The sequence below is a fragment of the Xanthomonas bonasiae genome, assembly GCF_014836395.1.
In the GTDB taxonomy this organism is placed as follows: Bacteria; Pseudomonadota; Gammaproteobacteria; order Xanthomonadales; family Xanthomonadaceae; genus Xanthomonas_A; species Xanthomonas_A bonasiae.
The window spans coordinates 21,724-40,886 of record NZ_JACSQX010000011.1 but is presented as its reverse complement, the minus strand read 5'-3'; the positions used below and the strand labels follow the sequence as shown (position 1 = coordinate 40,886).

18 protein-coding genes are annotated in these 19,163 nt (G+C 67.9%); 3 read left to right on the top strand and 15 right to left on the bottom strand.

The annotated features are described in order from the left end of the window. Window positions 1-21: 21 nt before the first annotated feature. Entirely contained in the window at window positions 22-846 is an 825-nt protein-coding gene (locus H9658_RS17625; RefSeq protein WP_191826355.1) for a 2-keto-4-pentenoate hydratase, read from the bottom strand. Between the two features lie 356 nt (window positions 847-1,202). On the opposite strand from H9658_RS17625, the gene H9658_RS17620 reads away from it, so the two are divergent. Together H9658_RS17620 and H9658_RS17615 are read left to right on the top strand one after the other, a co-directional pair. Continuing rightward, window positions 1,203-2,255, top strand: a complete 1,053-nt coding sequence (locus tag H9658_RS17620) for an alpha/beta hydrolase (protein WP_406848142.1) — start codon at window positions 1,203-1,205, stop codon at window positions 2,253-2,255. A 177-nt stretch (window positions 2,256-2,432) separates the two neighbouring features. Next, complete coding sequence (locus tag H9658_RS17615) at window positions 2,433-4,097, top strand: carboxylesterase/lipase family protein (protein ID WP_191826354.1); 1,665 nt, start codon at window positions 2,433-2,435, stop codon at window positions 4,095-4,097. Window positions 4,098-4,313: 216 nt separating this feature from the next. Here the strand turns inward: H9658_RS17615 and H9658_RS17610 are convergent, their stop codons facing one another. The 8 genes from H9658_RS17610 to H9658_RS17575 form a co-directional block, all read right to left on the bottom strand. After that, window positions 4,314-4,880, bottom strand: a complete 567-nt coding sequence (locus tag H9658_RS17610) for a hypothetical protein (RefSeq protein WP_191826353.1) — start codon at window positions 4,878-4,880, stop codon at window positions 4,314-4,316. A gap of 84 nt (window positions 4,881-4,964) precedes the next feature. Next, window positions 4,965-6,146, bottom strand: a complete 1,182-nt coding sequence (locus H9658_RS17605) for a GGDEF domain-containing protein (protein ID WP_179570382.1) — start codon at window positions 6,144-6,146, stop codon at window positions 4,965-4,967. Between the two features lie 273 nt (window positions 6,147-6,419). Then, window positions 6,420-7,967 (bottom strand): PepSY-associated TM helix domain-containing protein, encoded by a 1,548-nt coding sequence (locus H9658_RS17600; protein WP_191826352.1) that lies wholly within the window; start codon window positions 7,965-7,967, stop codon window positions 6,420-6,422. Then, window positions 7,964-8,236, bottom strand: a complete 273-nt coding sequence (locus H9658_RS17595) for a hypothetical protein (RefSeq protein WP_179570378.1) — start codon at window positions 8,234-8,236, stop codon at window positions 7,964-7,966. The genes H9658_RS17600 and H9658_RS17595 overlap by 4 nt, the downstream gene beginning before the upstream one ends. Beyond that, window positions 8,226-8,516, bottom strand: a complete 291-nt coding sequence (locus tag H9658_RS17590) for a hypothetical protein (protein ID WP_406848141.1) — start codon at window positions 8,514-8,516, stop codon at window positions 8,226-8,228. Before H9658_RS17590 ends, H9658_RS17595 begins: the two co-directional genes overlap by 11 nt. A 12-nt stretch (window positions 8,517-8,528) precedes the next feature. Beyond that, window positions 8,529-10,760 (bottom strand): TonB-dependent receptor, encoded by a 2,232-nt coding sequence (locus H9658_RS17585; protein ID WP_225210075.1) that lies wholly within the window; start codon window positions 10,758-10,760, stop codon window positions 8,529-8,531. A gap of 419 nt (window positions 10,761-11,179) precedes the next feature. Then, window positions 11,180-13,576: a TonB-dependent receptor gene (locus tag H9658_RS17580; protein WP_191826349.1), complete on the bottom strand. Its 2,397-nt coding sequence runs from the start codon at window positions 13,574-13,576 to the stop codon at window positions 11,180-11,182. Between the two features lie 208 nt (window positions 13,577-13,784). After that, a complete protein-coding gene (locus H9658_RS17575) occupies window positions 13,785-14,312 on the bottom strand; it encodes a hypothetical protein (protein WP_318241417.1) in 528 nt (175 codons plus the stop codon). Between the two features lie 217 nt (window positions 14,313-14,529). Between H9658_RS17575 and H9658_RS17570 the strand changes: the two genes are divergently transcribed. After that, window positions 14,530-15,405: a hypothetical protein gene (locus tag H9658_RS17570; protein WP_179570368.1), complete on the top strand. Its 876-nt coding sequence runs from the start codon at window positions 14,530-14,532 to the stop codon at window positions 15,403-15,405. A gap of 172 nt (window positions 15,406-15,577) precedes the next feature. Here the strand turns inward: H9658_RS17570 and H9658_RS17565 are convergent, their stop codons facing one another. The 6 genes from H9658_RS17565 to H9658_RS17540 form a co-directional block, all read right to left on the bottom strand. Next, window positions 15,578-15,982: a Na+:solute symporter gene (locus H9658_RS17565; protein WP_191826348.1), complete on the bottom strand. Its 405-nt coding sequence runs from the start codon at window positions 15,980-15,982 to the stop codon at window positions 15,578-15,580. 123 nt (window positions 15,983-16,105) lie between these two features. Further along, window positions 16,106-16,387 (bottom strand): hypothetical protein, encoded by a 282-nt coding sequence (locus H9658_RS17560; protein WP_191826347.1) that lies wholly within the window; start codon window positions 16,385-16,387, stop codon window positions 16,106-16,108. A gap of 47 nt (window positions 16,388-16,434) precedes the next feature. Next, window positions 16,435-16,983 (bottom strand): hypothetical protein, encoded by a 549-nt coding sequence (locus H9658_RS17555; protein ID WP_191826346.1) that lies wholly within the window; start codon window positions 16,981-16,983, stop codon window positions 16,435-16,437. Between the two features lie 65 nt (window positions 16,984-17,048). Then, entirely contained in the window at window positions 17,049-17,444 is a 396-nt protein-coding gene (locus H9658_RS17550; RefSeq protein ID WP_191826345.1) for a hypothetical protein, read from the bottom strand. 754 nt (window positions 17,445-18,198) lie between these two features. Then, window positions 18,199-18,504, bottom strand: coding sequence for a hypothetical protein (locus H9658_RS17545; RefSeq protein ID WP_191826344.1), 306 nt, complete (start codon window positions 18,502-18,504; stop codon window positions 18,199-18,201). 96 nt (window positions 18,505-18,600) lie between these two features. After that, entirely contained in the window at window positions 18,601-19,131 is a 531-nt protein-coding gene (locus H9658_RS17540) for a hypothetical protein (RefSeq protein ID WP_191826343.1), read from the bottom strand. Between the last annotated feature and the right edge of the window lie 32 nt (window positions 19,132-19,163).

Genomic DNA, 19,163 nt, shown 5'->3' with positions numbered 1-19,163 from the left:
GCGTCGTCGGCATGCCGCGGCTCAGGCCGCGACCGCCCTGCAATGAAGTTCGCCATAGCCGTCGAAACGGATCGTCGCGTGCTGGCCGATGGCGATGTCGTGGATGCCGGTGGCATTGCCGGTGGCGATCAGCTCGCCGCGCTTGAGCGGCCGGCCGCGCCGCGCCGAACGCGCCAGCGCGAACGCGAACGCAGTGCGCAGCCCGCCCGGCAACAGGGTGGCACCGCCGCTGCCGACGCGCTGGCCCTCGATCAAGGTTTCCGCCAGCAGCGCGGCCTCGTCCAGCGTGGTCCAGTCGGGGACCTGCGGCCCCAGGATCAGGCCGTTGTTGTTGCCGAAGTCGGAAATCACCACGCGCGGCCCCAGCTGGTTGATCGTGGCCAGCGGGCTGCTGGCCACTTCCACGCCGATGAACAGCGTGGACGGCACCTGCGCGGCCTGCTCCGCAGTCCAGTGCAGCTGGTCGGCCGGCACGTCCGCGTCCAGCCGCATCACGTACTCGGCCTCGACCGCGCCGAAGCCGCCGTCGAACACCGGAATATCCGTTGTTCCACCGGTAGCATTCCAGAGGTTGCGGGCGAAGATCGGGCCCAGCAGGCGCTCGTCGCCGGAGTGGTCGCGGCGCTCGGCGGCGATGTAGCCGACCTTCCAGCCGACCACGCGATCCGGCCATTGCGCGATCGCCAGGTCCTGCACGCGGTACGCGGTTTCCAGGTCGTCAGGGATGATCCCGGGGAAATCGGGCAGCGAACGGCCCTGCTGGCGGGCCTGGACGAAGCGGGCCGCGATGTCGGCCAACGCGGGCGGTGGCGTGTCCGAAGGACCGGAATGAGTGCTCAAGGGCATCTCCGCAAGAATGTGGGGGATCGAAAGAATTGCTGCGCCGCTCATCGACAGCGCGTTGCGCAGTTGTATATGGTAAACCGGTGTCATTGGCAATGTGCGGTGCGGCAAAAAGCCGGGATCGGGCATTCGGGAGTGGGGATTCGCTGAAGCGCTGCGACCCGATCCCTTCTGCAAGAACCCGTCGCTTGCGCGGCGCCGTGCGAGCGGATTAGCTGCACATCCTTGACCTGGGAGGGCGACGGATGCGGAACACGACGACAACGGGAGGCGCTGGCGTGGCGCTGGCGGATGCTGCCGACGACACCGGCCGGCAGCGCCGGGCCTCGCGCCCGATCCTGAGACAGGCGGCCGGCGCGCTGGCGCTGGCGTGGCGCCAGCGCTGGCAGGGCGCACTGGGCGTTTTGCTGGCACTGGCGCTCGCCGGCCCCGCGCTCGCCGCCGAGCACCCGAGCAGCGAAACCGCGGCCGAGCAAGCGGCGCGCATCCCGCTGTGGCCGGATCCGGCGCCAGGCTCCGTGCCCGGCCCCGACCAGGCGCGCATCGTCGACCGCAGCGACGACCCGGCGCTGCCCGACCGCGCCATCAGCGGCCGCTACCAGCCCTACCTGGTGGTGTACCGGCCGAAGACGCCGAACGGCAGCGCGCTGCTGGTCGCCCCTGGCGGCGGCTACGCGCGCATCGTGCTGGACAAGGAAGGCAGCGCCTTGCTGCCGATCTTCGCCGAACAGGCAGGCATCACCCTGTTCGTGCTGCGCTATCGGCTGCCCGATGCGGAAGCGGCGGGCGCCGACGCCGCGGCGCAACGGGACCTGCCGCTGGCCGACGCACAGCGCGCGCTGCGCCTGATCCGCGCGCGCGCCGCCGATTACGGCGTGGACCCGCACCGGGTCGGCGCGATCGGCTTCTCCGCCGGCGGCCATGTCGCCGCCAGCCTCGGCACCCGCTACGACGAACGCGTCTCTCCGGCGCGCGATGCGATCGACCGGCTCAGCGCGCGGCCGGACTTCCTGCTGCTGCTGTACCCGGTCATCGACATGGGCAGCGGCACCGCGGCGCATACCGGGTCGCGCCTGCGGCTGCTCGGCCGCCATCCCGATCCCGCCACCATGACAGCCTATTCGCTGCAGAACCGCGTGACACCGGCGATGCCGCCGACGTTCCTGGTGCACGCGCAGGACGACCGCGTGGTGCCGGTGGAGAACAGCCTGCTGTTCTACCAGGCGCTGCGCCAGGCCGGCGTGCCGGCGGAACTTCACCTGTTCGCGCACGGCGGCCATGGCTTCGGCACCCGCGGCATCGCCGGCCTGCCGCTGGCCGCATGGCCGACCCAGGCGCTGGAATGGATGCGCAGCGTGCAGGGCGACCCGGCCGCGCTGGCACCGATCCCGCCTGCCGCGCCGAAGCAGTAACCGGCGCTGCCGCATCGCCATGCACCACGCCGCCATGACCCCGCGCCCGAACGCCGCCCGCACCGGGCCGTCTTGCGCGGCGCTCGACATAGGCGTGCCGCGCCGCATCCACCCGACCCTTTCCGCTGCCAGCCCGAACCCATGGCCGGCGGCGTTTGCCCACGGACTCCGCCACGCATGACCCCACCCGCCGCCATCCCGCCTGCCGACCTTGCCGCCACCGCATCCACCGCACCCGACGACCACGGCCGGCGCCGCTTCCTGCACGGCAGCGCACTCGGCGCACTGGCGTTGAGCGGCGCCCTGCCTGGCGGCAGCGCCGGCGCCGCGCCCGCGCCCGCCGATCCGGACGCGCCGCTGGCACGCACCCGCAGCGGCCGCATCCGCGGCTATCGCGAGCAGGGCGTACAGGTGTTCAAGGGCATTCCCTATGGCGCCGACACCGCGTCGCGCCGCTTCCAGCCGGCGCTGCAGGAACAGCCCTGGCGCGGCGTGCGCGATTGCAGCGGCTACGCCGCCTCCGCACCGCAGCTCAAGCTCGACCCGGTCAGCGAGGACTGCCTGTTCCTCAACGTGTGGACGCCCGCCCTGCGCGACGGCGCCAAGCGTCCGATCCTGTTCTACATCCACGGCGGCGCCTACAACAACGGCTCCGGCAGCGATCCGCAGTACGACGGCGCGCGCCTGTGCCGGCGCGGCGACGCAGTGGTGATCAGCGTCAACCATCGCCTCAACGCCTTCGGCTACCTGTACCTGGCGCAGCTGGGCGGCGCCGCGTTCGCCGCGTCAGGCAATGTCGGCCAGCTCGACCTGGTGCAGGCGCTGCACTGGGTGCGCGCGCATGCGGCCGAGTTCGGCGGCGACGCCGGCAACGTCACCGTGTTCGGCCAATCCGGCGGCGGCGCCAAGATCGCCACGCTGATGGCGATGCCGGCCGCGCAGGGCCTGTTCCACCGCGCGTGGACCATGAGCGGCCAGCAGGTCACCGCCGCCGGGCCGCGCGCGGCCACGCAGCGCGCGCAGTTGCTGCTGCAGGCCTTGCAGCTCGATGCCACGCAACTGGCGGCGCTGCGCACGCTGCCGATGCAACGCCTGCTCGAGGCCACGCGCACGCGCGATCCGTCGCGGGTGGAGAACACGTCCCTGTACCTGGGCCCGGTGCTGGATGCGCAGGTGCTGCACCGGCACCCGTTCTGGCCGGATGCGCCGCCGCAGTCGGCGCGGATCCCGATGGTGATCGGCAACACCCACGACGAGACCCGCGCCTTCCTCGGCAACGATCCGGCCAACTTCGCGCTGACTTGGGACACGCTGCCGGCCAGACTGGAGCAGGAGCAATTCGTGGATCTGCTGCCGCAGGTGGTGATCGCCGAATACCGGCGGCTGTACCCGCACTACACGCCGAGCGAGGTGTTCTTCGCCGCGACCACGGCCGGGCGCTCGTGGCGTGGCGCGATCGAGGAAGCCGAGGCGCGCGCGCGGCAGGGCGCGCCGACCTGGGCCTACCAACTCGATTGGGGCTCGCCGCTGGACGGCGGCAAGTTCGGCGCGTTCCACACCCTCGACATCCCGCTGGTGTTCGACAACATTCGCCAGCCCGGTTCGCGCACCGGCGACGGCGCCGACGCGCAGCGCGTGGCCGATGCGATGAGCGAAGCGCTGCTCGCCTTCGCCCGCCACGGCGATCCCAACCACGCCGGACTGCCGCGCTGGGAACCGTATTCGCTCGCCCGGCGCGAGACCATGCTGTTCGATGCCGACAGCCGCCTGGCGCACGACCCGCGTGGCGGCGAGCGGCGCCTCTACCAGCAGGTGCCGTTCGTGCAGCGCGGGACGTTCTGAGGTGGTGCAGGACGCCCGCCGACGCGCGCATGCCATCCGAGCTTGGTGACGGCTAGCTGCTTCCGATCGCATTCGCCAGCGCGTCTTCGCTCGAGATCGCGCCACGCCATGTAGGCGCGACTTCAGCCGCGACGGGCATTACCGGGAAAGCCTGTCGCGGCTGAAGCCGCTCCTACAACGTGCAGGACATTCCGTGGAAGCCGCACACCATCGCGCTCACAAGCTGGCAGAAAGGTAGTAGAGCTTGGAGGTCCGGGTATCGTAGGCCAGCATGCTGACCTCGTTGACTTCCTGCCAGGAAGGATCCTCGGACCCTCCCTCGCTCGACGCGATGCGCAGGAACGCCAGCATGAAGCGCGACGAATCCATGTCCGCCTGCGTGGGAAGCCACGGGCAGTCCGGCGAATCGTTGAACCCGATCGCCGTGCGCAATGCGTCCTTCTGCACGGCGCCGTGCGCCGGTCCGCGCTGCCAGTGGCGCTGCGCCGCCTTGCCGGCCCAGAACGCATCGGGAATCTTCGCGACCTCGGCCACATAGAAATACGCGTAATCGCGCTGCATCAGTTCATCGGGTGGCTTGCAGGCGTGCTCCATCCGGCGCACGCGCGTCACCGCATCGTCGAGTCCGGCCTGCCGCATCGTCTCGCGCAGGCGGTCGGCATCGTCGCTGCGTTCGATGGCCTTGGAAACGGGGTTGGGCGGGAGCAGATCCAGCGCGACGCATCCCTGCACCGCTGCCGCCGCCACGATCACAAGGACCAGCACGATGTCGCGCAGATGCATGCAAAGCCTCCATTCCGCAAAAGACCACAAGCGTTCGCGGCCAGCATCGCACTGCGCATCCGACCCGCGCCGGCGCCGGCGCTGTCACCAACCCGTGTCCTCGGCCAGCACCACCTGGTTGCCGCCGCCGATGCGCGCGCGCTGCAGCAGCGCTTCGGCGCGTTGCATCAGCATGGCGGCGGTGTCGTCAGGCGCGGCAAGCAGCGCGCCGACGCTGACGCCGAGCTGTTCGTTGGCCATGTCGGCATGCGCGATCGCCAACAGTTCGACCATGTCGCGCAGCGCCGGCGCCACCTGGCGCAGGTGCGCGCCGCTGGCGTCGTACAGCACCAGCGCGAAGCGGCCGTCGTCGATGCGCATGGTCACGTCCATCGGCCGCAGCAGGCATTGCAGTACCTCGGCCACGTCCACCACGGCGCGGTCGGCCTCGCGCGGGCCGTAGCGCTGCACGAAGGCGGCGTACCCATCCAGTTCGACCAGGATCAACGCCAGGCCGCGCTGCAGGCGCCGGGTCTCGGCCAGCGCCACCGCCAGGTGCTCGTCGAAACGGCGGCGGTCGCCCAGGCCGGTGAGCGCGTCGCGCAAGGCTTCGTCGTCGCGCACCCGCCGCTGCAGAAAGCCCTCGCGGCGCGAATGCTCGCGCAGATAGCCGCCGACCGCGCCGATCGGCACCGCCGCCCACAGCAACCACTGCAGCCGCAGGTAGCCGGCCTGCGCGGCGCCGTCCAGCAGCAGATGCGCGGCCGCGGCGCTGATCGCGCACAGCGTCAGCGCCACCGCCACGCTCTGCCACAGCGCCAGGCCCAGCGGAAAGAAACCGGCGACGATCACCAGGGTCATCACCGCGGCGGCATAGCGCAGTTCCTGCGGCGGATAGCCGATGCTCGACAGCACCAGCCCGGTGCCACCGACCAGCAGCAGCAGCGCCGCACGGCCCGGCCCGTGCGCATGCGCGCGATGGATCGCCACCGCCACCCACAGCAACGCCAGCAAGGTGGCCGCGCGCACCGCCACCGCGTAGCCGACCAGCCCGGTGCTGCCGGTCCAGCCGAAATGCAACGCGTCCCAGGCCAGCAACGCCAGCGCGATCAGCACCCCGAGCGAGGCCGCCACACGCTGCGCGAAGCCCATCGTCGATGCGGTATAGCGGCGATACGCCAGCTCCAGCGGCGGATCGAAGCGCAATGCGGCGAAGCCGCTACGCAACTGCCTGGCGTAGGCCTCGCCGGACGGAGCGTCGGGCGGTCCTTCGTAGCGTTGGTGCATGCAATCCCCTGTACGCGGCAGCGCGGAACAGAACGTGGTGGCGGTCACAAAAATTGCCGTGCGACGCCCAGCGCCAACGCTGCAGACTTCGACTTCCATGCACATGAGAAATCACTGGCGCGCGATTGTCCACTTTTCGCGGTCGGGCATGCGTGCGATGCGCAGCGCATGCGGGCGACAGGATGCGGCATGGAGGCGCCGCGGCTGGCATGCCACAGCGCGCGCGGCGTTGCCGCAGCGGCCCGAACGACGGCCGAAGTACAGCGCCAGCGCTCAGGTCTTCGCCGGCAGCGCCCATACGCTGTTGGGATCGCCGTTGCGGCCACGGCGATGGGTGGCGCGCGCCATCTGCCAGTACGCCCAGGCCAGGGCCACGGCACAGCCGTCCACCGCCAGCAGCAGCGGACTGCTCCACGGCGCTACCCAGCCGCCGGCGCCGCGCAGCGCGGCCAACGGCACCAGCGCGGTCAGCACCGCGCAGGCCAACAGCAGTTCGTAGGCGCCGCGCGCGGTGGGACGCAGCAACGCCCAGGCCACGCCCAGCCCGAACACGGCGTAGTACACGCCACGCTCCTGCCCCGGCGGCAACAGCCGCGCGGCGACGAACAACGCCGACACGCCGGCCACGCAGCCCAGGCAGACGCCGGTCGTTAGCCGCGCCAGCGCATGCGTGCGCCACGGCTGCGCCGGCTGGCGCCGCTTGCGCCGCGCCTCCACCCACAGCAGGTTGCCGCTGTAGAACAGGAACGCACCGGCCAGGCCGAGCAGGAAATACAACCATTGCAGCGGCGCCCCGCCGAAGTTGGCGAAATGCAGCGCCTGCAGTCCGCGCAGCGAGGCCACGCCCGGCGACATGCTCTGCGGCGCCAGCACCCGCAGCACCTTGCCGGTGGCCGCTTCCATCGCGACGCCGGCAAGCGTGTTGAGCCGTCGCTGCGGCTGGTGACCGTAGATCTCCACGCGCGCGTTGGCGTCGCCGGCGTCGTGGAAGGACAGGCTCTCCGGCACGAAGCCGGGGCTGGCCGCACGCGCGCGCGCCAGCAGGTCGGCCACCGGCAACGGCGGCGCCTTCGTCTGCGCCGGCTGCACATGCGGGGTCAGTTCGAAATCCGGCTCCAACACCTGCATCAGCTTGCCGTCGAACACCAGGTACTGGAACGGCGCCAGCAGCAGCACGCCCAGGGTCAGCACCGCGCCGGACCAGGCGAAGATCACGTGGAACGGCAGCGACAGCATGCCGATCGCGTTGTGCGCGTCCTGCCACAGGCGCTTGACGTTGCGTCCCAGGCGCAGCGCGAACAGGTCCTTCAGGAACACCGGCGCATACAGCACCACGCCGCTGACCAGGGCCAGGCCGTACAGGATGCAGACCACGCCGAACAGGTAGGTGCCGAAGGTGCGCGGCAGCCCGGCGGTGAAATGCAGGTCGTACAGGAAATCGGCAAAGCCGCTGCGCTGCGGCAGCTGCACCAGTCGCCCGTCCGCACCGAGCTGGAACTGCACCGCCCCGCCGAACGGCTGCGCCGCCGGCCCGAACGCATACAGCCGCGGCAACGCGCCGTGTTCCCCCGGCAGCATCAGCGAGAACGACTCGGCCAGCGTCGGATGCCGCGCCAGCACCGCATCCTGCAGGGCCTGCGCCGCCTGTTCCGGCGTCTGCGTCGCCGGGGCGGCGACCGCCGCTGCGCGCGGCCAGTCGTTGAGCTCGTGGGTGAACACGGTGATCGCGCCGGCATAGAAGGCGATGAACAAGGCCATGCCGGCCAGCAGACCCATCCAGCTGTGGGCCGACAGGAACTGGCGCAAGGTCGCCGCCTTCATACCGTCACCTGCACCAGGCCGGCGGCCTTCAACGCGTACAGCAGACCATGGCACAGAAGCGTCGCCAGGCCCAGCCACAGCCAGGCGCGCGCACCGCTGCGGAACACGAACGCCAGCGACATCGCGCCGATCCACAGCGGGAACACCAGCAGCAACCACGGCAGCGTGTGCACCTGCAGCGCGCCCGGCCACAGCAGCACGCACAGCCCGACCACGCCCACCGCCAGCGGCAGGCCGAGCACGATCGCCGCCAGCCACCTAGCCCACATCGGCGCGGCCTCCACGCAGGTGCCGCCAGGCATCCAGGTACGGCAGCGCGACCGCGGCGAGCATCAGCGCGCTCAGCGCCGCGAAGATGCCGGCCCACACGCCGAGCGCGGCGATCGCCGCGGCCAGCGCCAGCACGCTCGACACCACGCCGGCCACGTTCAGCGCGCGCGCATGCCGGCGCCAGGCCGGACACAGGCGCTGGTGCGCGGTGGCCAGGTAGAACGCCAGCGCCGCCAGCGGCGCGGCGAGCAGGTACAGGGCAGTGGTCAGCGCGTGCATGGCCATCGTGGGTTACCAGCGCGCTTCGAAGCCGATGCCGACCACGCGCGGTGCGCCGAGGATGGCGATCGGCTGATCCGCCCAGCGGTACTGGATGTACTGCCGGTCGAGCAGATTGTTGGCGAACACCCACGCGCTCCAGTCCAGGTTCTCGTAGCCGAACTTGGCGTTGAGCAGCGTGCGCGAGGCCAGCCGCGGCGCATCGCTGCCGATGTCGGTGTAGACCTTGTCGCGGAAGTTGGCGTTGAGATTGGCGACCCAGCCCGCGCCGAAGCGCCAGTTGCCGCCGAGCGCGGCGGTCCAGCGCGGCGCATAGGCGAACTCGCGGCCGGCATAGTCGGTGATCTCGGCATCGGCCACGGTCTTGAACTCGTCGAAGCGGGTGCGCGAATAGCCCAGCGAGGCGTACCAGTCGAAGCCTTCGCCGAGCCGGTGGCTGGCCTCCAGCTCGAAGCCGTACAGGTGCGCGCGGCCGGCGTTGACGGTGTTGTAGTCGTAGTCGTTGAGGCCGAAGAAGGCGAAGACCTGCTTGTCCTTCCAGTCGATGTAGTAGGCGTTGGCATTGACGCTCAGGCGCCCGTCCAGCCACTGCGAGCGCAGCGAGGCCTCGTAGTTCCAGGTGTATTCCGGGTCGTAGGCGAAGGCCTGGCTGCGCGCGGTGTTGAAGCTGGAGCCGCCGGAACGGTAGCCGCGCTGCACCACCAGGCTGGCGGCCAGGTCCGGGCTCCATTCATAGCGCGCGCCGAGCTTGGGTAGGAACGCGCTGAAGTCGCGCGTGTTGTCCGGCACCTCGCCGCTGGCCGCATCGACGATGCCGGCCACGCCCGCGTTGATCGCGGTGATCGCCTGGTACAGCGCGGTCCCGGGGCTGGCGAAGCTGGCCGCGCTCGGATAGCTGCCGACGAAGGTCGCGGTGGTGCTGGAGGCCATCTCGTAGCGCTGACGGTCGTAGCGGAAGCCGCCGATCAGCGAGAAGCCGCCGCCCACATGCCATTGCCCGTCGGCGAACAGCGCGCGGTTCTCCGAGGTGGTCGGCGCGTCGCTGACGTACAGCACCGGGATCACCGGCAACGCCTGGCCGTAGGCGGCCGAGATCGCCGCGGCATTGGCGGCCGGGAAACCCGCGCCGGTCAGCAGGCGGGTGATGGTGGCGAGTGGGGTATTCACGTTGAGACGGTTGACCACGTCGTTCTGGGTGTCGTGCTTGGCCCAGTACAGCCCGAACAGGCCGTCCAAGGCCTGGCCGTCGTAGTTCAGGCGCACTTCCTGCGAAGTGGTGCGGGTGGTGGCCAGGCGCCTGGCGTAGGCGACCTGGGCGGCGCTGCGGTCGCCGTCCCAGCTGCTGTCCATGTCCACCTTGTTCCAGGCCGTCACCGCCGACAGCGACCAGGCCGCATCGATCGCGTAATCGACGTCGAGGGTGGCGATGTCGCTGTCGGTCTGGCTGCGGTTCGGGGTGTTGTCGTGATTGACGCGGCGCTTGAAGTAGTCCGCCTCGTCGGTGGGGACGTACACGTACAGGTACGGCCCGTTGCGATGCGCCTTGGTGTAGCCAAGCTGGACCTTCAGCCCCTCGATCGCCGACGGCGTCCACAGCAGCTTGCCGCGATAGGTCAGCGCGTGCTGCGCATCGTCGGAGGCCTGGCGCGTGTCGTTCCAGCTGTAGCCCTCGAAGCTGCGCTGCTCGACCGAGGCGCGGAACGCCAGTTCGTCGGCCACCAGCGGGCCGCCGAACGCCGCGGCCAGGGTCCGGTCGGACGGATCGGACGCCAGCACCCGCAGCTTGCCCTCCCAGTCCATGGTCGGCTCGGCGGTGCGCAGGATCACCGCGCCGGCCAGCGCGTTCTCGCCCTGCAGCGTGGACTGCGGCCCGCGCAGGATCTCCACCTGCTGCAGGTCCCACAGGCTCAGCGGCGCCGAACTGATCGCGTTCTGCGGCAACGCCGCGCCGTCCAGGTAGATGGTGGCCAGCGGCGCATCGCCGCCGCCGTCGATCTCGCGGATGCCGCGGATGGTGAAGCCGGTATCGCCGTAGCTCTGCGCCACGTTGGCGGTGCGGTTGAACACCTCGTAGAGGTTCTGCAGGTTTTCCTGCTCGATCCGCGCCTGGGTGGTCACCGCCACGCTGCTGGTGGTGTCCTGCAGCGTGCGCGCGCGCTTTTCGCCGGTGACGACGACGCGGTCCAGGGTGGTGGGATCGGCGACATCCGCCTCGGCGGCCAGCGCAGGCGCTGGAGCATGCAAGACCAGAACCGCGGCGACGGACACAGACAGGGGCAGCAAATTGACGCGCACGCGCATCGCTCCGTAGAAAGAAGATCGGACGGAGGCATGGCGACGGCTGTGCCTGGCTGCCGGACCCGGCAGCGCTGGGCGCGGACTTTAACAGAGCGTGAAGATGGCGGCTACAAATTTGTGCGGTGTATCAAGGGCTGCCATGGCGGATCTGCGGGATAGGTTCTTCCCGTTCTCCAGGATGGAGCGGCCTTCTGTAGGAACGGCTTCAGCCGCGACGGGCGTTACCGATAGATCCTGTCGCGGCTGAAGCCGCTCCTACACAGGCGGGCGCGACGATGCAGCCCGTCAACGACAGGCTGCGCCATCGCGGCGCTGGCCACCCGAGGCCAGCCGGAGCCGCTACAGGACTACCGGCCTTTTGCGCATCAATGCCAATGGACGTCGACCGACAGGCCGACGATGCGCGGCTCGTTGTACACCGCCGCCATGTAGTTCTCGATCACGCCCTTGAGGTTCTTCTCGTTGGTGATGTTGCGCGCGAACGCCGCCACTTCCCACGCGCCGTAGTCGCCGCTGTAGCCCAGCTTCAGCCCGCCTTCGAAGCTGCCCTTGGAATTGAACTCGGTCGAGTCGTACAGCACGAAGCTGGTCTTGCCCTGCTTGTTCCAGTCGGTGGCGACGAAGAACGCGCCGCCGTCGGCGACCGGGATGTCGTAGCGCGCGGCCAGGTTGACGTTGTAGGTGGGCGCGTTCGGCAGCGGATTGCCGTCGATCTGGGCGAAGGTGTTGGCGCCGACCTTGATCGTCGGATCGTTCACCGTGCACACCACCACGCCGTTCAGCGCGCACACCTGCGCGTACACGCGCTTGTCCTGGATCTCGCTGTGCAGCAGGCTCAGGCCGGCGCTCAGCGACAGGTTCGGGATCGGGCGCCAGTCCAGATCGGCTTCCATGCCGTAGGCCTTGGCCTTGTCCGCATTGAACAGCACGCCGTTGCCGTTGGAGTCGTTGCCGTTGAGCTGGATGTCGTCGACCGTGTAGGTGAAGCCGGTGACGTTCAGGCGCAGGCGGTTGTCGAACAGACTGCTCTTGATGCCCGCTTCCCAGGACAGGATCGTCTCCGAATCGGCGGTGGTGAAGTCGGAGTTGAACACCGCCGAACGGCCCTGGATGGTCGGGCCGCGGAAGCCGCGCGCCACCTTCGCGTACACGCTGACGTTGTCGTCGATCGCGTACATCGCGCTGAAATCCCAGCTCGGCTGCGTATCGGCCATGCGCACGTCGCGGCGGCCGCGGTAGGTGACCACGCCGGCGGCGGTGTCGGCGGTCTTGAGCAGCTTGGTTTCCTTGCTGTCGCGGGTCTGGCGCACGCCCGCGGTCAGGGTCAACGCATCGGTGGCCTTGTAGGTCAACTGGCCGAAACCGGCCCATGAGGTGTTGCTGTTGCGCAGGCGCACCCAGTTGTTCGGGTTGCGCGCGGCGGTCTGCAGGAAGTACGCGCGCTGGTAGAAATCGGTGGTGTCCTTGCCGTCGAAGTAGAACGCGCCGGCCTGCCACTGCAGCGCCGCGTCGCCTTCGCTGGCCAGGCGCAGCTCCTGCGTGTACTGGTCCAGGTCGCGCACCTGGCCCATCGACTGGCCGTAGCCGTTGGCCACGCCGTTGACCGGATAGTTCGCCGCCGCGCCACCGTCGGTGTCGCCGCGGCTGTAGCCGGAGGTGGTCTCGTAGGCGCTGATCGAGGTCAGCGACACGCCGCCAAAGTCGTACACCGCCTTGAGCGAGCCGCCATGGGTCTTGTACGCCTGCGGATTGTCGTGCGCCTCATCGTAGGCCACCTGGTCGCGCGGCACATCGACCTTGTTGGAGCCCTTGGTGACCGCGTTGCGCAGGAACAGCGTGGAGGTGCCGTCGTAGTCGCGGGTATGCGCCGAGGCCAGCAGCGAGAAGTCCTCGCTCGGCTTGAGCAGCAGCTGCAGGCGCGCATTGCGGTCGTCGTAGCCGCCCATCGCGTCCTTCTTCGGCGTCACCGTGCCGTCGGCGCTGGGGCCGCTGTAGGTGTTGTCGACCCAATCGTCGCGGTGCTGGTACAGCGCCGACAGGCGGAACGACAGCACGTCGTTGATCGGGCCGCCGAAACCGCCGTCGAGCGAGGTGATGCCGTAGCTGCCGTAGCTGGCGCTGAGCCGGCCGCTGTAGTCGTCGCTGGGCTTGATGCTGTCGAACTTGACGATGCCGGCGGTGGTGTTGCGGCCGAACAGCGAGCCCTGCGGGCCGCGCAGCACTTCTACCTGGTCCAGGTCGTAGACCGGGTTGGACTTCAGCACCACGTGCTCCAGCACCACGTCGTCCTGGATGATCGACACCGGCTGCGAGGCGCCGAGATAGAAATCGATGTTGCCCAACCCGCGGATGTAGAAGCGCGGGAAGATGCGGCCGGTGGTGGTTTCGGCGTAGAAGCTGGGCACGCGGCCGGACAGCGCCAGCAACGTGTCGTCGCCGCCGGCGGTGTAGTTGCGCATCGCATCGCCCTGCACCACGCCCACCGACACGGGCACGTCCTGCAGGTTCTGCTCGCGGTGCTCGGCGGTGACGGTGATGGTGTCCAGCGAGGTCGCCGCATCGCCGGACGCGGTCCCGCGCGTGGCCTGCTGCTCGCTACCGGCCAGCGACGGCGCCATGTCCTGGGCGGCGGCCGCGGTGACGATCGACGCCAGCAGCAGGCCGGCGCAGGCCTGAGCCAGGCGGTTGCGGACCGGGGCAGCGGACAGGCGCGACGAACGCGCGGCCGAGCGGCACGCGGAAAGATCGGGATGCAGCAACATGGCGATTCCTTTGGGCTGGATGACGATTCCGTTCGGCTTGCGCAGCAGCCCGCGACGGCGCGCCAGACGATGGCGTAGCGCGGCACGATATGTCATCCATGTTGCAACTCCGTGGCATCGCCGGCATGCGCGTGACGGCATGCAACGAAAGCGCGGTCCTCGCCAGGAGGCCGGCCTGCGCCTGCAACTCGGTGCGTGCAGCGCCGCGTCAGTCGCTATCGATCCCGATCACCGTCAACAGCAGGTTGGGTGAGTCATCACTCCCCGCCACTTCCGACAGCATGCCGGTGACGCGCACGATCTGCCCGACGCCCTCTTCTTCCAGATGCGCCGCCTGGTCCTTGGTCACCGCCAGGCGCAGGCGCCGCACAGCGTCGTGGCGTGGCGCCTGACCGTCGGGCGTCGCCGCCACGCACACCGGCGTCGGCAGCACCAGCACCTCGCTGTCGGCATCGGCTGCAACAGCTTCACTGGCCGGCGCTGTTTTTGCGTGCGGCTCCAACTTGCCGGACAGCGTGACCTTGATCGGGCCATAGGGCAGGCAGTGCGGCTGCGCTGCCCGCGCGATCGGCGCGGCCGCCAGCGACGACCACAACAGCAACAGTGGCAATATCCGGATCGACATCGGCAGCACACACGCAGGGAAGACCGGCGCGAGGATACGCCAGCTTGATGGCCGTGGCGCGTCAGCTGTCCAGGCCTCATCACGCGGTTCCCGTCCGGGTTTCACCGGCACCAGCCATTGCAGGTCTTGGCGATCTCACAGCCGCAAGGAACTGCAGCCATGCCGTGCGCGATCCCGCTTTGCACATCCATGGCCGCGGCGAGCGGTTGCCTGCGGACCTCGCCGGATTCGATATCCGGTCGCATTGCCTCCTTGGACGCATGCCTGGCCGCGTAGTACCGTGCCGTGTCCACACGCGAAGGAGAGAGCAAGGATGCGGATCTGGATGATGACCGTGCTGCTGGCGCTGGCTCCCGCGGCGGAAGCGGAGGCGGAGGGAGGAAAGCTGGGATGGCTGCGGGCGCACGAGATCGTGGACCTGTGGCAAGACTTCTCCGTCAACGACGACATCATCGCCGAGGACTATGCGGGTTTCGTCCGCGCCGTCGATCTCGATGGCGACGGCACCGACGAGATCGTCTACCTCAACTCGTCGTACTGCATCGGATCCAGCAGCGACTGCCCCAACAGCATCGACGTACTGCGCAAGCGCGTTCCGGGCAAGACCCCGTCCATCGGCCGGCGCGTCGACGAATGGGAAGCCAGGGCACGCAAGACCGGGTACGTCCCGGACGCCGGCGAGCAGATTCCCGGAGAGGTAATGGAACTGCAGACCAAGGGCAATCGCATCGACGTCACCTTCGTCGTCCGCGAGACCTCGCCGATCTGCCTGCGGCACCAGCGCGCGCCCGACGGCAGCGATCGCTGCCCGCCACCGGGACGCTACACCTGGGCCTATGCCTGGGCGCCCGGCAAACTGACGCGCCTGCCCGACAGCCGCTACGAGAAGAACGTGGCCAAGTCCCACTTCCCCGCACAGCTCCAAGGCAAATGGGTGATCGCAGGTGGCTCGTGCGAAAAAGCCGACGACCCTAGCCATTACCTCACGTTCGGCAACGAGCGAATGACCGGCATGGGCGAGGACATCTGGCCCAACCTCGTTACCCTGCTCGCACGGACGCCGTGGACCTGGCAGATCCTCACCGCCTCGGCGAGCGATCCCGACAAGGAAGTTGCCGCCGTCTTCATGCTGGGCCAGCGCGGGGATCGCCTGGTCGTCGCCGAAGAGTCGCGGGTGCGCACCTTCGATCGCTGCAGTTTCTAGACGAAGATCCTGACGGCAATCATGCGCAAGCGCCGCGCGATATGCCGCTGGATGGCCCCAATGCCCGCTTCCATCCGCGTGCGGGCAGCCGGGTTCGCGGAGTGCACGCGACCTACCGGGGATACGAAACCGCGCGTGACGACGGCCTCCTCTATACGAGACCTCGAGCTGGCTAGGCCGCGTTCGCGCGAGCGCCCGCCACGGAAACTCCGAGCATGCGCAGGATGGGACCGGTCACGAGCACGCCAAGGATCGAGCTCGGCGTCCCCCAGAACAGGACCGCGACATAGATCATGGACGCCCCACCACCGGTGTATGGACGTACGCAATCGGTGTAGTACGCCAGCGCCAGCCAGGGCGCGAACAGAAGGCAGCCGCCGACGGCCCGCAACGGGTTGGCCGTCGCCAGCGCGATGATTGGTGGTAGCAAGGGAACGAGCAGGAACATTCCCAGCGCGGCAAGGAATTCCCGCAACCCGTGCTGGTAGCAGGCAAAGCTATTGAATGCTTGCAGGGCCACGACGCCAAGAATGGCGACAAGGCCATATGTCACTGCGCGACCGCGATTGATCAGCATGGACGTTGCGCCTGATGCGGGCCGATCCGCAAAGCGGAAGCGGCTTGTGGTGAAGTTCGGAACTGCAGTCCGGCTTGGTTTTGGATCATGGCCATGTTACGGCTCGGTAAGCCTTGCCGCCCTTTATAAGTGTTTGCAACGTGCCACCTCGAGCGCATGTATCGCGGGAAGCACAGACGGATGGCGCTTTACCCAAAGCGCACCCAGGTAGTCCACGACCGACCTGCCCCCAAGTTCCTCTTCCAGGCGATCGCCCTGCGTAGCCTGCAGCAAGGCATGCGCGGATTCCATGACGTGCTCGGAAATGTCGGCCTGCGCAGTCCCGGTGTCGTTACCCCATTCCTTCTGGATGGAAGAGATGAGCTTTCCCGCCTCTGCTTCGGCCAATGCGCGCTTTCGTGGCATGCGACTGCCTATTGTCGAGTTGTCGATATCATCAGCCCCGCCGATCGTCAGCCACCGGGCGGCGTGCCTTCGAAGCGGATGCTGGCGCCATCGATCAGCGGCTTGTAGGGCTCGGCGAGCGATAGCTTCAGGTCTGCCCAGAACGTCACCTCCCTCGCCTGCGGCGGCACCTTGGCGAACGGCGCCTGCACGCCGAACAGGAACGTCGAAGGATCGCCGGCGAGGACGAAGCGCTGGAGTTCCTGGAGTTCGCGCACGCCGTCCGGGTTCAGGGCCAGCACGTAGGTCGAGACCGGCACATCCGAGCGGAACAGGCCGCCCGAACGCTTCTCGCGCGAGGTGCCTAGGAGCGACAGCCCCATCGAGGCGGACTTGATCCCGGACGCCCCCTCGAGACGCAACTTCAGGCGCGCGGCGGGAACGTTGACCTCATACCCTTCCGGGACGGACAGCCGGACCCGGACCTGCGCTGGGTCGGTCTGCGCAAGCGTGCGCGGCGACAGCGACGACAGGCTTAATGCCGTGGACAGTGGGATGGACGCACACCCCGCGAGCGCCATGGTCGTTGCCAGAAGCATCCCTGCAAGCGAGCGCATGGTTCTTTCCTTTAGATCGAGGATGGAGGGTGTTGTAGCGCTGACCCGATGGCCAGGAAGGTCGCCTAGCGCCACGCAGAATAGGACGTCACATGGGCATGCTCGAATCGTCCGCGCGCATCCGTATCCATGTCGATGACGTAGCCCGACTGCCTCAGCACCGATTGCTCCGTGCCGATGACACATCGAAGATGCTGCGAAGCCGTTTCTTTGCAAGCGTCGAGGAAGTAGTCGTCCGAACCGAAAATCGGCAATCCTGCAAGATGGCGGTTCAAGCCTTGCTCTACTTGTTGTGCGCTATAGGACGTATAGGGTTGGTCGAATGGGAGCCCAGATGCCGCATACACGAGTTGCCACGGCGTCTCGCAAGCGCAGGGCGCCGGGGAATAGCCGAACAGCAGAAACCCTGCGGCGCATGCCGTGAGGGTTGCTGCTCCAAGAACAGGAAGGCGCCGCTGCATGTCGCTGGTCCCTAGGTCGACTGATGACACGATGGTTGCCGAGGCAAGCCATCGCAAAGTGGTTCGGCTCGAACGTCAGATAGGCTAGCGTGTTATCGCATCCCGCCAAACCCGCAATCTGCGCGCTGCCAATTGAGCACGGTCTTCTGTGCCAGAAAGCCCGATATGCCGGTCGGCAATGTTTACAAGATGTCTAGCAAGCGAAGACTCGTCGATGCCTTGGTGCAGCGTGCAGCAGATGGATCGACATAGCCGGCATATTCATCGCGTGCTTGCGGAGCACCCGCCACCCCGATTGGGTCCCAGAGATAGTGCAATCCCTCTCCAACGGTTTGGTGCAAGGATATCTGCTGGCATTCAAAATTGCGTGCCATAGTCGATCCGGATCGCCGATCACGCTACGTGACGGGAGTGCTGCGTTCTATCTTCTACTCTTGTCTTGCGGCGCGCCCGATAGACAAGGTATGCCGAACCGTTGATGAGCAACCAACAGTACGCTGGAAATGCCGCGCCGAAAGCGATGCGCGATGCCGCCTCAAGGCCCTCCGAGGTTATCGCATCCGGCCCTAGTCCATCCCGAAAGAACCAACTCAAACACAGCAAGGAAAGGAAGGCCGCAGTCGACGTCAAAAGAGAAATCAGCAGCGTCAAGCGGGATGCGACAGCGATCGCTACGGGGAAAGCGACTCCAACGCAAACCAACAAAGTCGGAAGTGTAGCCATCGATATTTGCACAATATCCATATCTCTCCCGTCACCACTTCCCGAAGTACGACGAAATGTCGAAATAGACGTCTCGCTCTTCGCCGGATGGCAGCGAGATCGTAATCAGGTCCATGACCGGCGGTCCGGACAGCAGCGACTGCGATTTTACCTGCGCACCGGGGTAGTGCTGATTGAGCCAGTCCCTTTCCGCTCGTATTCCCTGTCCTTCGCTGTGCGCAGCGGAAAGATCGACTGCATGCTCCGGGGAAGAACCGTCGCCGTGGGCGATGTCCGTCCGTGGAGGCGACGCGGATTGGCAAGCCGCGAGACCTGTCGAAAGAACGACAGCCAACATTACACGCCGCATACGAGTCCCCCTAGGTGATCCCAACATCCCTGGACCGCTCAGAACCGGCTGTCCCCCGCGGCCGGACAAGGCTGTCGCCTCGCGTCAATCGGCCACTACGGGCCGCTGGATCTTTTTACCACAGGTGGAACAGAACGCGTCGCTGCCCGCCACCTCATGGCCATCGGCGCATCGCTGTCGCGAGAGCAGGCGCGGTGTACGGTACGCCGAGTAGAGAATGGCGAAGGCTGCACCATAGAACACCAACCAATGCCCGGAGAATGCACGGATGACCGAAGCGTCACCGATCCTCTTGAGATCCTGCGATTCGCTAGTCGCCATGATCCAGAAGAAGTTGGCGGCGGCATAGACGAATAGCGCGTATCCCGTGTAGCGCATCCATGGCGGGCAACCGGACAGCACCGTCTTCCAGTAGTCGCGGTGCGGCCTGCCCCGAGTGATACGGGTGGCGACCAGCACTGCGGGAAGCCACACCACGAAGATGCCGATGTGCAGCGACCAGACCAATGCACCGCCTGGAACCCGGAGTCCGAGCAGGGAGGCGACGTGGACGCAGAGGCTCAGCAGCAGCCCGACCGCCGCCAATGCCATGAAAGGGAGGAGTAGTGCGGCCATCGTCGCCCCTGATTGATACCTGACGCCTGAGT

Excerpts from the sequence above, each read along its gene's own strand:
- H9658_RS17625 (WP_191826355.1), bottom strand. The coding sequence starts at position 846 with ATGCCCTTGAGCACTCATTCCGGTCCTTCGGACACGCCACCGCCCGCG.
- H9658_RS17615 (WP_191826354.1), top strand. The coding sequence starts at position 2,433 with ATGACCCCACCCGCCGCCATCCCGCCTGCCGACCTTGCCGCCACCGCA.
- H9658_RS17610 (WP_191826353.1), bottom strand. The coding sequence starts at position 4,880 with ATGCATCTGCGCGACATCGTGCTGGTCCTTGTGATCGTGGCGGCGGCA.
- H9658_RS17605 (WP_179570382.1), bottom strand. The coding sequence starts at position 6,146 with ATGCACCAACGCTACGAAGGACCGCCCGACGCTCCGTCCGGCGAGGCC.
- H9658_RS17600 (WP_191826352.1), bottom strand. The coding sequence starts at position 7,967 with ATGAAGGCGGCGACCTTGCGCCAGTTCCTGTCGGCCCACAGCTGGATG.
- H9658_RS17595 (WP_179570378.1), bottom strand. The coding sequence starts at position 8,236 with ATGTGGGCTAGGTGGCTGGCGGCGATCGTGCTCGGCCTGCCGCTGGCG.
- H9658_RS17590 (WP_406848141.1), bottom strand. The coding sequence starts at position 8,516 with ATGCACGCGCTGACCACTGCCCTGTACCTGCTCGCCGCGCCGCTGGCG.
- H9658_RS17580 (WP_191826349.1), bottom strand. The coding sequence starts at position 13,576 with ATGTTGCTGCATCCCGATCTTTCCGCGTGCCGCTCGGCCGCGCGTTCG.
- H9658_RS17570 (WP_179570368.1), top strand. The coding sequence starts at position 14,530 with ATGACCGTGCTGCTGGCGCTGGCTCCCGCGGCGGAAGCGGAGGCGGAG.
- H9658_RS17565 (WP_191826348.1), bottom strand. The coding sequence starts at position 15,982 with ATGCTGATCAATCGCGGTCGCGCAGTGACATATGGCCTTGTCGCCATT.
- H9658_RS17560 (WP_191826347.1), bottom strand. The coding sequence starts at position 16,387 with ATGCCACGAAAGCGCGCATTGGCCGAAGCAGAGGCGGGAAAGCTCATC.
- H9658_RS17555 (WP_191826346.1), bottom strand. The coding sequence starts at position 16,983 with ATGCGCTCGCTTGCAGGGATGCTTCTGGCAACGACCATGGCGCTCGCG.
- H9658_RS17550 (WP_191826345.1), bottom strand. The coding sequence starts at position 17,444 with ATGCAGCGGCGCCTTCCTGTTCTTGGAGCAGCAACCCTCACGGCATGC.
- H9658_RS17545 (WP_191826344.1), bottom strand. The coding sequence starts at position 18,504 with ATGTTGGCTGTCGTTCTTTCGACAGGTCTCGCGGCTTGCCAATCCGCG.
- H9658_RS17540 (WP_191826343.1), bottom strand. The coding sequence starts at position 19,131 with ATGGCCGCACTACTCCTCCCTTTCATGGCATTGGCGGCGGTCGGGCTG.